This window comes from Castellaniella sp. S9, from assembly GCF_027257175.1.
Classification (GTDB): domain Bacteria; phylum Pseudomonadota; class Gammaproteobacteria; order Burkholderiales; family Burkholderiaceae_B; genus Castellaniella.
Genome location: NZ_JAPFGD010000001.1, coordinates 51,622 through 67,155, shown reverse-complemented (window position 1 = coordinate 67,155; position 15,534 = coordinate 51,622). Strand labels below are relative to the sequence as shown.

At 66.1% G+C, this 15,534-nt stretch carries 13 protein-coding genes; 9 read left to right on the top strand and 4 right to left on the bottom strand.

Going from position 1 to position 15,534, the window contains the following annotated elements; all coding sequences use genetic code 11:
- The first annotated feature begins 1 nt into the window (after position 1).
- Positions 2-1,294, top strand: a complete 1,293-nt coding sequence (clpX, locus tag OOZ48_RS00320; RefSeq protein WP_269494102.1) for an ATP-dependent Clp protease ATP-binding subunit ClpX — start codon at positions 2-4, stop codon at positions 1,292-1,294.
- A gap of 164 nt (positions 1,295-1,458) precedes the next feature.
- The gene (gene lon / locus OOZ48_RS00315; protein ID WP_269494100.1) at positions 1,459-3,918 is read left to right on the top strand and encodes an endopeptidase La; all 2,460 of its coding nucleotides are present in this window, start codon (positions 1,459-1,461) and stop codon (positions 3,916-3,918) included.
- Between the two features lie 72 nt (positions 3,919-3,990).
- On the opposite strand, the gene lexA is transcribed toward lon, so the two are convergent.
- Both lexA and OOZ48_RS00305 read right to left on the bottom strand, forming a co-directional pair.
- Positions 3,991-4,674, bottom strand: coding sequence for a transcriptional repressor LexA (gene lexA, locus OOZ48_RS00310; protein ID WP_269494099.1), 684 nt, complete (start codon positions 4,672-4,674; stop codon positions 3,991-3,993).
- 68 nt (positions 4,675-4,742) lie between these two features.
- Positions 4,743-5,948, bottom strand: coding sequence for an amino acid aminotransferase (locus OOZ48_RS00305; RefSeq protein ID WP_269494096.1), 1,206 nt, complete (start codon positions 5,946-5,948; stop codon positions 4,743-4,745).
- Between the two features lie 125 nt (positions 5,949-6,073).
- Here OOZ48_RS00305 and uvrB point away from each other — a divergent pair, with 125 nt between their 5' ends.
- From uvrB to iscA, 6 genes are all read left to right on the top strand, one after another.
- Positions 6,074-8,101 (top strand): excinuclease ABC subunit UvrB, encoded by a 2,028-nt coding sequence (gene uvrB, locus OOZ48_RS00300; RefSeq protein WP_269494094.1) that lies wholly within the window; start codon positions 6,074-6,076, stop codon positions 8,099-8,101.
- Between the two features lie 211 nt (positions 8,102-8,312).
- The gene (locus OOZ48_RS00295; protein WP_269495376.1) at positions 8,313-8,804 is read left to right on the top strand and encodes a low molecular weight protein-tyrosine-phosphatase; all 492 of its coding nucleotides are present in this window, start codon (positions 8,313-8,315) and stop codon (positions 8,802-8,804) included.
- 214 nt (positions 8,805-9,018) lie between these two features.
- Positions 9,019-9,531: a Fe-S cluster assembly transcriptional regulator IscR gene (gene iscR / locus OOZ48_RS00290; RefSeq protein ID WP_269494091.1), complete on the top strand. Its 513-nt coding sequence runs from the start codon at positions 9,019-9,021 to the stop codon at positions 9,529-9,531.
- Between the two features lie 12 nt (positions 9,532-9,543).
- A complete protein-coding gene (locus tag OOZ48_RS00285) occupies positions 9,544-10,767 on the top strand; it encodes an IscS subfamily cysteine desulfurase (protein WP_269494088.1) in 1,224 nt (407 codons plus the stop codon).
- Positions 10,767-11,153 carry an iron-sulfur cluster assembly scaffold protein gene (locus OOZ48_RS00280; RefSeq protein WP_269494085.1) on the top strand — a complete coding sequence of 129 codons (387 nt, stop codon included), beginning with the start codon at positions 10,767-10,769 and terminating at the stop codon, positions 11,151-11,153. The genes OOZ48_RS00285 and OOZ48_RS00280 overlap by 1 nt, the downstream gene beginning before the upstream one ends.
- 3 nt (positions 11,154-11,156) lie before the next feature.
- Complete coding sequence (gene iscA, locus OOZ48_RS00275; protein WP_269494082.1) at positions 11,157-11,480, top strand: iron-sulfur cluster assembly protein IscA; 324 nt, start codon at positions 11,157-11,159, stop codon at positions 11,478-11,480.
- Positions 11,481-11,597: 117 nt separating this feature from the next.
- Here iscA and lysS read toward each other — a convergent pair whose 3' ends face one another.
- Both lysS and prfB read right to left on the bottom strand, forming a co-directional pair.
- Positions 11,598-13,118 carry a lysine--tRNA ligase gene (lysS, locus tag OOZ48_RS00270; protein WP_269494079.1) on the bottom strand — a complete coding sequence of 507 codons (1,521 nt, stop codon included), beginning with the start codon at positions 13,116-13,118 and terminating at the stop codon, positions 11,598-11,600.
- 63 nt (positions 13,119-13,181) lie between these two features.
- A protein-coding gene (gene prfB, locus OOZ48_RS00265; RefSeq protein WP_269494076.1) for a peptide chain release factor 2 occupies positions 13,182-14,286 on the bottom strand; the annotation gives its coding sequence in 2 pieces (ribosomal slippage) (positions 13,182-14,204 and positions 14,206-14,286; 1,104 coding nt in all).
- 121 nt (positions 14,287-14,407) lie between these two features.
- Here prfB and OOZ48_RS00260 point away from each other — a divergent pair.
- Complete coding sequence (locus OOZ48_RS00260; RefSeq protein ID WP_269494073.1) at positions 14,408-15,523, top strand: tellurite resistance/C4-dicarboxylate transporter family protein; 1,116 nt, start codon at positions 14,408-14,410, stop codon at positions 15,521-15,523.
- Positions 15,524-15,534 lie beyond the last annotated feature (11 nt).

The window sequence follows — 15,534 nt, the reverse complement described above, 5'->3', positions numbered from 1 at the left end:
TATGACGGAAAGAAAAGGTTCAGGCGACGACAAGACGCTGCATTGTTCCTTCTGCAACAAGAGCCAGCACGAAGTCCGCAAGCTCATCGCCGGACCCTCGGTGTTCATCTGCGATGAATGCATCGACCTGTGCAACGAGATCATCCGCGAGGAAACCCAGGAGGCGGCGCGCGAGGCCGTGCGCAACGAGCTGCCGGCGCCGCACGAGATCAAGGCCTTCCTCGACGGCTATGTCATCGGCCAGGAAACGCCCAAGCGCAACCTGGCGGTTGCGGTCTACAACCACTACAAGCGCATCCGCTACGCCGACGCCAAGGGCGGCGACGTCGAGCTGACCAAGAGCAACATCCTGCTGATCGGGCCGACCGGCTCGGGCAAGACGCTGCTTGCGCAGACGCTGGCGCGCATGCTGGATGTTCCTTTCGTGATGGCCGATGCCACGACGCTGACCGAGGCGGGCTATGTGGGCGAGGACGTCGAGAACATCATCCAGAAGCTCCTCCAGAACTGCAACTACGAACTTGAAAAAGCCCAGCGCGCGATCATCTACATCGACGAGATCGACAAGATCGCCCGCAAGTCCGACAATCCGTCGATCACCCGCGACGTCTCGGGCGAGGGTGTGCAGCAGGCGCTGCTCAAGCTCATCGAGGGCACGGTCGCCTCGGTGCCGCCGCAAGGCGGGCGCAAGCACCCCAACCAGGATTTCGTCCAGGTCGATACGACCAACATCCTGTTCATCGTGGGCGGCGCCTTCGACGGCCTGGAAAAGATCATCCGCGATCGCAGCGAGCGCTCCGGGATCGGCTTCTCGGCCTCGGTGCGGGCCAAGACCGAACGCGGCGTGGGCGAGCTTTTCGCCGAGGCCGAACCCGAGGATCTGATCAAATTCGGCCTGATTCCGGAACTGGTCGGCCGCCTGCCGGTCGTGGCCACGCTCGAGGAATTGCAGGAAGACACCCTGGTGCGCATCCTGACCGAGCCGCGCAACGCGGTGGTCAAGCAATTCCAGAAGCTCTTCGAGATGGAGGACGTCCAGCTCGAGGTGACCCCGGATGCGCTGACCGCGATCGCGCGTCGCGCCATCAAGCGCCGCACCGGCGCACGCGGCCTGCGTTCCATCATCGAGCAGGCGCTGCTGGGCACCATGTACGACCTGCCGTCGCGTCGCGACGTCAACCGCGTCATCCTCGATGAGGACGCGGTCGAGGGCCGCCAGCCGCCCACCCTGGTCACCGGCCCGCGCGACGCCCACGGATCCGACGACAAGCCCCTGCGCACCGCCGCGGCCTAGGGATGCCCCCGGCCCCACGGGGCCGGAAAATCCTCTTATACTGAACTGGCGGCGAGGCCTTGAAACCTCGCCGCCAGTCGCCATATAACACGCAGGCAATGCACGCAAAAGGGGCTTTCCAGCGTCCTTTTGCATCCGGAAGTCATCAGTTTAAGGAAGCAACCATGTCTGCTACCCAAATCATCGCTCAGGAGCCCGTCGAGCTCCCGCTGCTGCCGCTGCGGGACGTGGTGGTGTTCCCCCACATGGTCATCCCGCTGTTCGTGGGGCGGCCCCGCTCGATCAAGGCGCTCGAGATCGCCATGGAGGCGGGCAACAGCATCATGTTGGTTGCCCAGAAATCCGCCGTCAAGGACGAGCCCTCGCCCGAGGACCTCTACGAGATCGGCTGCGCCGCCAGCATCCTGCAGATGCTCAAGCTCCCCGACGGGACGGTCAAGGTCCTCGTCGAGGGCCTGCAGCGCGCCCGCATCCTCGAGGTCACGGACGTCGAGACCCACTTCGCCGCGCACGTGGCCGGCGTCGACGAGGATCATTCCCAGAACGCCGAGGCCGAGGCCTTGCGCCGGGCGGTGGTCGCCCAGTTCGAGCAATACGTCAAGCTCAACAAGAAAATCCCCCAGGAAATCCTCACCTCGCTCTCGGGCATCGAGGATGCCGGGCGCCTGGCCGACACCATCGCCGCGCACCTGCCCCTCAAGATCGAGCAAAAGCAGGTCATGCTCGAGACCACCGGCGCCGCCGGCCGCCTCGAGGCGCTGCTGGCGCAGCTCGAGGCCGAGATCGACATCCTGCAGGTCGAAAAGCGCATTCGCGGCCGCGTGAAAAAGCAGATGGAAAAGAGCCAGCGCGACTACTACCTCAACGAGCAGGTCAAGGCCATCCAGAAGGAACTGGGCGAAGGCGAGGAAGGCGCCGACATCGAGGAGATGGAGCGCAAGATCGCCGAGGCGCATCTGCCCAAGGAGGCCCAGAAGAAGGCCGCCGCCGAACTCAAGAAGCTCAAGCTCATGTCGCCCATGTCCGCCGAGGCGACCGTGGTGCGCAACTATATCGATACGCTGCTGGGCCTGCCGTGGCGCAAAAAGAGCCGCGTCAACAATTCCATCAAGAACGCCGAGGAAGTCCTCGACGCGGACCACTATGGCCTGGAAAAGGTCAAGGAACGCATCCTGGAATACCTCGCCGTGCAGCAGCGCGTCGACAAGCTCAAGGCACCGATCCTGTGCCTGGTCGGGCCCCCGGGCGTGGGCAAGACCTCGCTGGGCCAGTCCATTGCGCGCGCGACCAACCGCAAGTTCGTGCGCATGGCCCTGGGCGGCGTGCGCGACGAGGCCGAAATCCGGGGCCACCGCCGCACCTACATCGGTTCGATGCCCGGCAAGATCCTCCAGAACATGGCCAAGGTCAGTGTGCGCAACCCGCTGTTCCTGCTCGACGAGATCGACAAGATGGGCGCGGATTTCCGCGGCGATCCGTCCTCGGCGCTGCTCGAGGTGCTGGATCCCGAACAGAACCACACCTTCCAGGACCACTACATCGAGGTCGACTTCGACTTGTCGGACGTGATGTTCGTGGCGACCAGCAACACCCTGAACATTCCGCCGGCGCTGCTAGACCGCATGGAGGTCATTCGCCTGTCGGGCTACACCGAGGATGAAAAGGTCCACATCGCTTTCGACCACCTGCTGCCCAAGCTCATGAAGAACAACGGTGTGCAGGAAGGCGAACTGACCATCACCGAGGACGCCGTGCGCGACATCGTGCGCTACTACACGCGCGAGGCGGGCGTGCGCGCCCTCGAGCGCGAGATCTCCAAGGTGTGCCGCAAAGTCGTCAAGCAGCTGCTCGCGGCCAACCCGGTGACGCGCGGCCGCAAGGCGGGCGTGATCACCGAGCGCATCACGGTCGATGCCGCCAATCTCAACGACTACCTGGGCGTGCGCCGCTATACCTTCGGCATTGCCGAGAAGGAAGACCGCATCGGCCTGGCGACGGGCCTGGCCTGGACCGAGGTGGGCGGGGAACTGCTGACCATCGAGGTGGCCGACATGCCCGGCAAGGGCGCGGTGGTGCGCACGGGTTCGCTGGGCGACGTGATGAAGGAATCCGTCGAGGCGGCGCGCACGGTGGTGCGCGCGCGGGCCCAGAAATGGGGCATTGCCAACCAGGCCTTCGAAAAGCGCGACCTGCACGTGCACTTCCCCGAGGGCGCCACGCCCAAGGACGGGCCGTCGGCGGGCATCGCCATCACCACGGCCATGGTATCGGCGCTCACGGGCATCCCGGTGCGTTCGGACGTGGCCATGACCGGCGAGATCACCCTGCGCGGCGAGGTGCTGGCCATCGGCGGCCTGAAGGAAAAGCTGCTGGCGGCTCACCGCGGCGGGATCAAGACCGTCATGATTCCCGAGGAAAACGTCAAGGACCTGGTCGAGATCCCCGACAACGTCAAGAACCACCTGGACATCATTCCAGTGCGCTGGATCGACCGGGTCCTGGAGGTGGCCTTGCAGCACATGCCCACCCCCTTGTCCGACGAGGAGGTCGCGCGCCTGGCGGCCGAGGCCGTGGCAGCCTCGCGTCCCGCGGGGTCGAGCAACGGCGACGTGACCAAGCACTGAAGCCTGCCCAGAGGCGAAAAGGCCACTTGTACGGGAAACCGTGCGTGGCCTTTTTGCCGCCTGGGCGGCGGATCAGTGCAGGGCGCCGGTCCGGATCAGGCCCACGGCGATGCCTTCGAGGGCGAAATCGTCCTCGGGGCCGACCAGGATGGGCTGGAAGTCGGGATTTTCAGGCAGCAGGCGCAGGCGGCCGCCCTGGCGGTCGAGGCGCTTGACCGTGACGTCGTCGCCCAGGCGGGCGACGACGATCTGTCCGTTGCGGGCCTCGGGGCTGCGCCGGACCGCCAGCAGATCGCCGTCGAGGATGCCCGCGTCGCGCATGCTGGCGCCGCGCACGCGCAGCAGGTAGTCCGGTGCCTGGCTGAACAAGCCGGCGCCGACGGGAATTTCGCGTTCGACGTGTTCGGCCGCCAGGATGGGATGACCCGCCGCCACGCGCCCGACGATGGGCAGCAGCAGATGATCGGCCGCCTGGACCAGGCGTGGCGCGGACGCCGCCCCGTGAGCGGCCGGCCCCACGATGGGGGCCGCATCCTCGTGTCCCTCGACGAGCTGGATGCCGCGCGAGGTGCCAGCCGACAAGCGGATCATGCCCTTGCGTGCCAGGGCGCGCAGGTGATCCTCGGCGGCATTGGCCGAACGAAAACCGAGGGCATCGGCGATTTCGGCGCGGGTCGGGGGGCGGCCGTTCGCGGCAATGGCCTGGCGGATCAGGTCGAGGATCTGGGATTGCCGCGCGGTGAGCTTGAGGGCCATGGGCATCAACTGTATATAAACACAGTCTGAATTGTGGCCGATAGCCCTCAAAAAGGCAAGGCGGACGCTCAGCCCTTGATCACCTGGGCGATGGCATGGGCCACGTAGTCGATGTTGCCGCTGTTCAGGGCGGCCACGCAGATGCGGCCGCTGCCGACGGCATAGATACCGAAGTCCTCGCGCAGGCGCTCGACCTGGGCCTTGGTCAGCCCGGAATACGAAAACATGCCGCGTTGCGTCATGACGAAGCTGAAATCCTGCTCGACGCCGGCCGCCTGGATCTTCGCGACCAGTTGGCTGCGCATGTCGCGGATCCGGTCGCGCATGCCGGCCAGTTCGCCCGCCCAGGTGGCGTACAGTTCCGGCGTATTGAGCACCAGCGACACGATGGCGCCGCCATGGGTGGGCGGGTTGGAGTAATTGGTGCGGATGACGCGCTTCAGTTGGCTGAGCACGCGCGCGCTTTCGTCGTCGCTGCCCGTCACCAGGGTCAGCGCGCCGACGCGCTCGCCGTACAGCGAGAAGGACTTGGAAAACGATGAGCTGATGAACATGGTGAGCCCCAGATCGGCGAACTGGCGCACCACGCCGGCGTCCTCCTCGATGCCGGCGCCGAAGCCCTGGTAGGCGATGTCCAGGAAGGGCACCAGGCGGCGGGACTGGATGGTGTCGGCGATCTGCGCCCATTGCTCGGTGGTGGGGTCCACGCCGGTGGGGTTGTGGCAGCAGGCGTGCAGGACCACGATGGTGCCCGCGGGCAGGGCCTCGAGCGAGGCCAGCATGCCCGCGAAGTCCAGGCCGTGCGTCGCGGCGTCGTAATAATCGTAGCTGACGACCGGAAAGCCCGCCGCCTCGAACAAGGCCTGGTGGTTGGCCCAGCTGGGGTTGCTGATCGCGACCTGGGCGCCGGGCAGGATCTGGCGCAGGAAATCCGCGCCGACCTTCAGTGCGCCGGTGCCGCCCAGCGTCTGGACGGTCAGCGAGCGATGTTCGGACATCAGCGGCGAATCCTTGCCCAGCAGCAGGGTCTGCGCGCCGGTGTTGTAGCCCGGGATTCCGTCGATCGGCAGGTAGTTGCGGGGCTCGGCGCGCTCGAACAGGCGGGTCTCGGCCTGGCGCACCGCGTTCAGCAGCGGGATGCGGCCTTGGTCGTCATAGTAGACGCCCACCCCAAGATTGACCTTGGAGTCGCGGGTGTCGGCCTTGAATTGTTCGTTCAGGCCCAGGATGGGGTCGCGCGGAGCGAGTTCGACGGAAGCGAAAAGGGAGGACATGTTGGTTTGGGAGGGCAGGCTAGGAAAGAAGAAAAGGCACGGAAAGGAAGGCTGAATGCCGATTTTTGTCGCGACGGACAATGGTGTGATAATAAGGGGTTTCCCGAAGAGGTGTCCAGTTGCCCATGACTCAGGCCGCACCCGGCTTCGTCCGCTTTCCGGACAGCCCGTTCCAGCTCTACCAGCCGTATCCGCCCGCCGGGGACCAGCCCGCGGCGATCGACGCCCTCGAGGAGGGCGTGCGCGACGGGCTGATGTACCAGACCCTGCTGGGCGTGACGGGCTCGGGCAAGACCTACACCATGGCCAACCTCATCGCCCGCACCGGGCGCCCGGCCATCGTCCTGGCGCCGAACAAGACCCTGGCGGCCCAGCTGTACGCCGAGATGCGCGAGTTCTTTCCGCGCAACGCCGTCGAATATTTCGTGTCCTACTACGATTACTACCAGCCCGAGGCCTACGTGCCCTCGCGCGACCTGTTCATCGAAAAGGACTCCTCGATCAACGAGCACATCGAGCAGATGCGCCTGTCGGCCACCAAGAGCCTGCTCGAGCGCCCCGACACCGTGATCGTAGGCACGGTGTCCTGCATCTACGGGATCGGCAACCCCGGTGATTACCACGCGATGGTCCTGACCCTGCGCAAGGGCGACCGCATCGCCCGCCAGGAGATCCTCGCCCGGCTGGTGGCGATGCAATACGAGCGCAACGACACCGAGTTCGCGCGCGGGGTGTTCCGCGCGCGCGGCGAGGTGATCGACGTGTTCCCGGCCGAGCATGCCGAGCAGGCCTTGCGCATCACGCTGTTCGACGACGAGATCGAATCGCTGGACCTGTTCGATCCGCTCACCGGGAAGGTCGTGCAGCCGCTCGTGCGCTTCACGATTTTCCCCAGTTCGCACTACGTCACGCCGCGCGAAACCGTGTTGCGGGCCATCGAGACCATCAAGGAGGAACTGCGCGAGCGCCTGGCCGTGCTCACGGCCGAGGGCAAGCTCGTCGAGGCCCAGCGCCTCGAGCAGCGCACCCGCTTCGATCTCGAGATGCTGCAGGAGCTCGGGTTCTGCAAGGGGATCGAAAACTACTCCCGTCACCTCTCGGGGGCGGCGCCGGGCGAGCCGCCGCCCACGCTGATCGATTATCTGCCGTCCAACGCCCTGATGTTCATCGACGAAAGCCATGTGACCGTCGGCCAGTTGGGCGGCATGTACCGGGGCGACCGCTCCCGCAAGGAAACCCTGGTGCAGTTCGGCTTTCGCCTGCCCTCGGCTTTGGACAACCGGCCCCTGCGCCTGGAGGAATTCGAGGCGCGCATGCCACAGTGTGTATTCGTGTCGGCCACGCCGGCCGCCTACGAGGCCGAGCACGCCGACCAGGTGGTCGAGCAGCTGGTGCGGCCCACCGGGCTGGTGGACCCCGAGGTGGACCTGCGTCCGGCGGTCACCCAGGTCGACGACCTGCTGGGGGAGGCCAAGCTGCGCGTGGCGCGCCACGAGCGCGTGCTGGTCACGACCCTGACCAAGCGCATGGCCGAAGACCTGACCGAGTACCTGGCCGAGAACGGCCTCAAGGTCCGCTACCTGCATTCCGACATCGACACTGTCGAACGCGTCGAGATCATCCGCGACCTGCGCCTGGGCGCCTTCGACGTGCTGGTGGGCATCAACCTGCTGCGCGAGGGGCTGGACATCCCCGAGGTTTCGCTGGTCGCCATCCTCGACGCCGACAAGGAAGGCTTCCTGCGTTCCGAGCGCAGCCTGATCCAGACCATGGGCCGCGCGGCCCGCAACCTCAACGGCCGGGCGATCCTGTATGCCGACCAGGTGACGGACTCGATGCGCCGCGCCATGGAGGAAACCCAGCGCCGGCGCGAACGCCAGCTCGCCTTCAACGAGACGCACGGCATCACCGCGCGGGGCGTCAGCAAGGCGGTGCGCGACCTGATCGACGGGGTCTCGGTCCCGGCGGCTGGCCGCCCGGCGGGCGCCGCACCGTACGACGAGGCCGCGCTGCACGACGAGAAGGCCCTGGCGCGCGAGATCCGCCGGCTGGAGGAAAAAATGCTCGACCATGCCCGCAACCTCGAATTCGAGCAGGCCGCCTCGGCGCGGGACGCCTTGAAGGCCTTGAAGGAACGCGCCTTGCTGACTTAGCCGCACGCCGGGGCGGGAATGCCGGCGGCGCAGCGTTGGAAAAAACCGACAGCTCATATGCGGCATGCCGCTGGCGGATTTGCCCGGGTGCCGCACGGAATGCTGCCTCGCAGCAAAAAAGGGATTCCACGGGCCGCGGAAAAGATGATCCACTATGGAAAACCCCCGAAATTGCTTGCCAATTTCCGGGTTTTCCCGCACACTTTCACCTATCATGAATAAAGTACTTTTCGTCTGTACGGGTAATATCTGCCGCTCTCCCAGCGCGCAAGGTGTCTTTCAGCACATGATCGGCGAGGCGGGCTTGGCGGATGTGGTTCGCGTCGATTCTGCGGCTACGCACAATTTTCACGTGGGCGAGGCCCCCGATCCTCGCGCCCAGGCGGCTGCGCGCAAGCGCGGCTACGACCTGTCCACCCACGTGGGTCGCCAGATCACCGCCCAGGATTTCCGCGAATTCGACCTGATCCTCGCCATGGACTGGGAAAATTTGTCCGCCTTGCAGCAGCAATGTCCCAAGGTCTACCAGCATAAATTGATGCTGCTGATGCGCTTCTCGAACGAATACGAGGAGGCCACCGTGCCCGATCCCTACTACGGGGCGCCCGAGGGCTTCAACAAGGTGCTCGACTACATCGAGGACGCCTGTCAGGGTGTGCTCGAACTCGTCCGCAAGCGCGTGCTTCAGTACCAGGCGGCCTGAGGATCCGACCGCCACGGACACGCCCCGCAAGGGGCGTTTGGCATTCAGGCGCGGCGTTTTACTGTTTATCGCCGGGAGCATGATGTAAATCAAGTTCCGGGGGCAACAAGGCCATAAAGCCGAGTATTTTAGTCAAGTAAATTGATATACTTGACTTCAACAGTCGGGTACCGCCGGCTGGGCCATTCACTCACCCCCCAGGCAAGGAACCACCATGCGTTTAACGACCAAAGGACGTTTCGCGGTCACCGCGATGATCGATCTGGCCCTGCGTCAGCATAGCGGGCCCGTGACGCTGGCCGCGATCAGCGAGCGCCAGAACATTTCTTTGTCCTACCTCGAGCAATTGTTCGGCAAGCTGCGCCGCCATGAACTGGTCGACAGCATCCGCGGACCGGGCGGCGGTTATACGCTGGCGCGGGCGGCGCGCCACATGACCGTGGCGGACATCATCTTCGCCGTCGACGAGCCGCTGGACGCCACCAGCTGCGGCGGCAAGGAAAACTGCAACATCGGGCGCAACGGCAGCACCGGCAAATGCATGACCCATGACCTATGGGCCACGCTTAGTCGTAAAATGGTCGAGTACCTGGATTCCGTATCGCTGCAGGATCTGGTCGATCAGCAGCGCATGCGCCAGTTGCACGAAGCCAACCAGGCGCGCTCGATCCCGATCAAGCCTGTCACCGCCGATATCTTCCCTCGAGGCGAGGTCGTATCGGCCTGAACCGGAGCCCCGATGGTCGCAAGCCCTCCCGTCTACCTGGATTATTCCGCCACCACGCCCGTTGACGAACGGGTGCTGCAGGCCATGCTGCCGTGGCTGGGCGCACGTTTCGGCAACCCGGCCTCCAGCAGCCACGCTTATGGCTGGGACGCCGAGGACGCCGTCGAGCGCGCGCGCGCCCAGGTGGCGGCGCTGATCGGCGCCGATCCCCGGGAAATCATCTGGACGTCCGGGGCGACCGAATCCGACAATCTCGCCATCAAGGGCGTGGCCGAATTCCATCGCGACCGGGGGCGCCACATCGTCACCGTCGCCACCGAGCACAAGGCCGTGCTCGATCCTTGTCACGACCTGCAGCGCCAGGGCTTCGAGGTCACGGTCCTGCCGGTGGATGCCCACGGCCTGCTCGACCCCGAGGCGCTGCGCGCGGCCCTGCGCCCGGACACGATCCTGGCCTCGGTCATGCTGGTCAACAACGAGATCGGCGTGGTGCAGGACATCGCCGCGCTGGCGGCGATCTGCCACGAGCACGGCGTGCTGTTCCATTCCGACGCGGCCCAGGCCACCGGCAAGGTGGCCATCGACGTGCGTGCCATGGACGTCGACCTGATGTCTTTCTCCGCGCACAAGACCTATGGCCCCAAGGGCGTGGGGGCCCTGTACGTGCGCCGCAAGCCGCGCGTCCGCCTGGCGGCGCAGATGCACGGGGGCGGCCACGAGCGCGGCCTGCGCTCCGGCACGCTTCCCACGCACCAGATCGTCGGCATGGGCGAGGCCTATGCGCTGGCCGCGCTCGAGTTCCCGGCCGAGGTCGCCCGCATACGCGCGCTGCGTGATCGCCTGTGGGCCGGCCTGCGCGACATCCCCGACCTGTACCTGAACGGCGACATGGATCGCCGGGTGGCGCACAATCTGAACGTCAGCGTGGCGCACATCGAGGGCGAGGCCCTGCTGATGGCCCTGCCGGAACTGGCCGTCTCCAGCGGCTCGGCCTGCACCTCGGCCAGCCTCGAACCTTCCTACGTGCTGCGCGCCCTGGGCCGCAGCGATCCGCTCGCGCACAGTTCGCTGCGCCTGACCCTGGGCCGCTACTCTACCGAGGCCGAGATCGACCGTGCCATCGAGGCGTTGCGCACCCAGATCGTGCGCCTGCGCGGGATATCCCCGCTCTGGGAGCTGCGCGAGCAGGGCCGCGACCTCGAGGCCGTCACCTGGGCGGGATCGGAGGCATCCTGATGGCTGTGCGTGGATACAGCGCGCCGGTCCTGGATCACTACCGGAATCCGCGCAACGTCGGCTCTTTCGACCCGCAGGACGACCGTGTCGGTACGGCGATGGTCGGGGCACCCGCATTGGGCGAGGTCCTCAAGCTGCAGATTCGCCTGCAAGGCGCTACCATAGAGGATGCCTGTTTCCGGGCATTTGGCTGCGGCTCGGCGATCGCGGCGGGATCGCTTGCCACGGTGTGGCTCAAGGGCCGGTCGCTCGACCAGGCGCTGACCATCCACAGCCAGGATTTCGTCCGGGAACTCCAGTTGCCGCCGGTCAAGGCGCACTGCGCCATGCTGGCCGAGGACGCCATTCGCGCCGCCGTGGCCGACTATACGCAAAAGCAGAGGTAAACCATGGGAATCATTCTGACCGAACAAGCCGCCCGGCACATCCAGCGCCACCTTGAAAGGCGCGGCAAGGGCCTGGGCCTGCGTCTGGGTGTCAAGCCCTCCGGATGCTCGGGCATGTCGTACCAGCTCGAATACGTGGACGAGGCATCGGCCGAGGACCGCCTGTTCGAGCAATTCGGGGCCCGCGTCTACATCGATCCCCAGAGCCTGCCCTTTCTCGAGGGCATGGAACTCGACTATGCCCGCGAGGGACTGAACGAGGGCTTCCGTTTCAACAACCCCAACGAAAAGGCGGCCTGCGGCTGCGGAGAGTCCTTCACGGTGTAACAATCGGCACCCGGCCGCCCGTCGCCACCCTGGCGGCCACGCCCGGCTTGTTGAGGCCAAATCGTAGCGGCGTCGCCGGAATCAGCCGGTGGCGCCGCGTTGTCTTCACGGGCCGGCTCAGTCCTCGGGACGCAGGTGCGGGAACAGGATGACGTCGCGGATGTTGGCACTGTCCGTCAGCATCATGACGAGGCGGTCGATGCCGATGCCGCAGCCGCCCGTGGGCGGCATGCCGTATTCCAGGGCCCGCACGTAGTCGGCGTCGTAGTACATGGCTTCCTCGTCGCCGGCATCCTTGGCGGCGACCTGAGCCATGAAGCGCGCGGCCTGGTCCTCGGGATCGTTCAGCTCGGAAAAGCCGTTGGCGATCTCGCGCCCGCAGGCGAACAGCTCGAAACGCTCGGTGATCCCCTCGCGCGTGTCCGAGGCGCGCGCCAGCGGCGAGACCTCGACCGGGTAATCAATGATGAAGGTGGGATGCCAGAGCTCGGCCTCGGCGGTTTCCTCGAACAGCGCAAGCTGCAAGGCCCCGAGGCCGGCCTGGGCGAGTGCGGGGCCGTCGACGTCGGTGCCCAGGCGCCGCAGTTCGCCGCGCAGGAAGGCGGCATCCTCGAGTTGCGCGGGCTGGTAGCCCGGGGCGTATTTGAGGATGGCCTCGACGATGGTCAGGCGGTCGAACGGCCGCCCCAGGTCCAGGTCCCGGCCCTGGTAGTTCAGCAGGGTCGTGCCGCAGCTGCGGGCGGCCGTCTCGCGGATCAGGGCCTCGGTGTAGTCCATCAGCCAGAGGTAATCCGTGTAGGCCGCGTAGAACTCCATCATGGTGAACTCGGGGTTGTGGCGCGGGCTCACCCCTTCGTTGCGGAAGTTCCGGTTGATTTCGAAGACGCGCTCGAAACCGCCGACGATGAGGCGCTTCAGATAAAGCTCCGGTGCGATGCGCAGGTACATTTCCATGTCCAGCGCATTGTGGTGCGTGACGAAGGGCCGCGCCGCCGCGCCGCCGGGGATGGGGTGCAGCATCGGCGTCTCGACCTCGAGGAAGTCCGCATCCAGCATGATGTCGCGGATGGCGGCGATGACGCGGCTGCGGGCGAGGAAAGTGCGGCGCGCCTCGGGCGTCATGATCAGGTCGACGTAGCGCTGGCGATAGCGCAGCTCCTGGTCGGACACCCCGTGAAACTTGTCGGGCAGGGGCCGCAGGGACTTGGCCAACAGGCGCAGGGCGGTCACGTGGATCGACAGTTCACCCTTGCGGGTCTTGAATACGCGGCCCTGGGCCCCGATGATGTCGCCGATGTCCCAGGACTTGAAGGCGGCGTAGGCCTCGTCGCCCAGCACGCCGCGGTCCAGGTAGAGCTGGATGCGTCCGGTGCCGTCCTGCAGGGTGGCGAAGCTGGCCTTGCCCATGACGCGCTTGAGCATCATGCGGCCCGCCAGGCGCGCCTCGCGGCCCAGGGCCTGCAGGGCGTCCTCGTCCAGGGCGTCGCAATCCGCGTGCAGGGCGGCGGCGTGGCTGTCGGGGCGGAAGTCGTTGGGATAGGCGGGGCCCGCCTCGCGCAGCCTGTCGAGCTTGGCGCGGCGCTCGGCGATCAGGCGGTTTTCGTCCAGGGCTGCGGTGTCGGTGTGCGGGGCGCTCATGTCTTATCGGGTGCGTCGTGCTTTTGGAAAGGGAATTGGCGGGCGTGGGCGGGGGCGTGGCCCCTAGACGCCCTGCTTGAGGCTGGCGGTGATGAAGGGGTCGAGGTCGCCGTCCAGCACCTTCTGGGTGTTGGAGATCTCGACGCCGGTGCGCAAGTCCTTGATGCGGCTCTGGTCGAGGACATAGGAACGGATCTGGTGGCCCCAGCCCACGTCGCTCTTGGAGTCCTCGAGCTTTTGCTGCTCGGCCATGCGGTTGCGCATCTCGAGTTCGTACAGCCGGGATTTCAGCATTTGCATGGCCTCGGCCCGGTTGCGGTGCTGCGAGCGGTCGTTCTGGCACTGCACGACGATGCCCGTGGGTTCGTGCGTGATGCGCACCGCGGAGTCGGTCTTGTTGATGTGCTGGCCGCCCGCGCCGCTGGCCCGGTAGGTGTCGATGCGCAGGTCCGCGGGATTGACCTCGACCTCGAAGGAATCGTCGATCTCGGGATAGACGAAGACGCTGGCAAAGGAGGTATGGCGCCCGTTGGACGAGTCGAAGGGGCTTTTGCGCACCAGGCGGTGCACGCCGGTCTCGGTGCGCAGCAGCCCGTAGGCGTATTCGCCGCTGAACTTGATCGTGGCCGACTTGACCCCGGCCACGTCGCCTTCGGAGGTCTCGAGGATCTCGGTCTTGAAGTCCTTGTGTTCGCCGTAGCGCAGGTACTGGCGCAGCAGCATGGAGGCCCAGTCCTGGGCCTCGGTGCCGCCCGCGCCCGCCTGGATGTCGACGAAGCAGTTCAGCGGGTCGGCGGGGTTCGAGAACATGCGGCGGAATTCGAGCTCCTCGAGGCGCTCGCCCAGCGCCTGGCAGTCCTGCTCGATGGCCGCCAGGGTGGCGTCGTCATCGTCGGCGCTGGCCAGCTCGAACAGCTCGCGCGCATCGTTCAGCCCGCGCTCGATGTCGGCCAGGGCCCGGACGACGGCCTCGAGGCTTTTTTTCTCGCGGCCCAGGTCCTGGGCATGCTGGGGGTCGTTCCAGATGTCGGGGTTTTCCAGTTCGGCGTTGACGACGTGCAGGCGTTCGGCCTTGGCATCGTAGTCAAAGAAACCTCCGCAAGAGGCTCTGCCGCTCGGCGTAGTCCTCGATGTGGGCGCTGATCTGGTTCTGGCGTTCGGCTTCCATGGTCAATCCTGTGTGTGGGCGCGCCGCAAAAGAAGGCGCACCGGCTTAAACTTGCGAGGTGAATCCGCTATTTTAGCGCGTGCGGCGATGAGGCCGCGCACTGGGGCACAGGAGGAGCAGCATGCAAGCATGGAAGGGGGAGGGCGGCGTGACCGTGCCGGTGGCCGCGGCGCGGCGCGAGGTCTTGGCGCCCGGCGCCGCGGGCGGTCGGCCGCGGGCCCTGGCGGATCTGTCGCCGGCCTATTTCGGACTGGTGATGGCCACGGGCATCATTTCCCTGGCCGCGCACATGATGGGCCGCCCCTGGATCGCCACCGCGCTGTTCTACCTGAACATCGGGCAGTATGCCGTGCTGTGGGTGCTTTATGCGCTGCGCGCCGTGCGCCATCCCCGGCGGTTCTTCGGCGACATGGTCGACCATCTGCGGGGGCCGGGGTATTTCACCATGGTGGCCGGCACCTGCGTGCTCGCGAGCCAGTTCATGCTGTTGCACGACGACCTGAGCGTGGGCTTCGTCCTCTGGCTGCTGGGCATCGTGCTGTGGCTGGGCTTGATGTACACGGTGTTCCTCGCCTTGACGGTCAAGGCCGTGAAGCCGCCGCTGGACAAGGGAATCAACGGCGGCTGGCTGCTGGCGGTGGTCGCCACCCAGTCAGTGGCGGTGTCCAGCGCGCTGGTGGCCGCGCGCATCGGCCAACCGTACCGGCTGGAACTCAATTTCCTGGCGCTGTCGATGTGGCTGTGGGGCGGCATGCTGTACATCTGGATGATGTCGCTGATCTTTTACCGCTATACCTTCTTTCGCCTGCTGCCCGGCGACCTGGCGCCGCCGTACTGGATCAACATGGGGGCGATGGCGATCTCGACCCTGGCGGGCTCGCTGTTGATCCTCAACGCGGCCGACGCGCCGTTCCTGGTGTCGCTGATGCCGTTTCTCAAGGGATTCACCGTCTTTTACTGGGCGACCGGCACCTGGTGGGTGCCGATGCTGCTGTTGCTGGGGGTCTGGCGCTATGGGTTCCAGCGCTTTCCCTTCGAATACGATCCCTTGTACTGGGGGGCGGTGTTCCCGCTGGGGATGTATGCGGCCTGCACCTTCGAAATGAGCCGGGCCATGGCCTTCGACTTCCTGGACGGCCTGCCGGAATTGTTCCTGCCCGTGGCCCTGTTTGCGTGGGCGGTGACCTTTCTGGGCCTATTGCGGGCCGTGGCGCGCCATCTGCGGGCGGCGGGCTAGCCACGCACGTT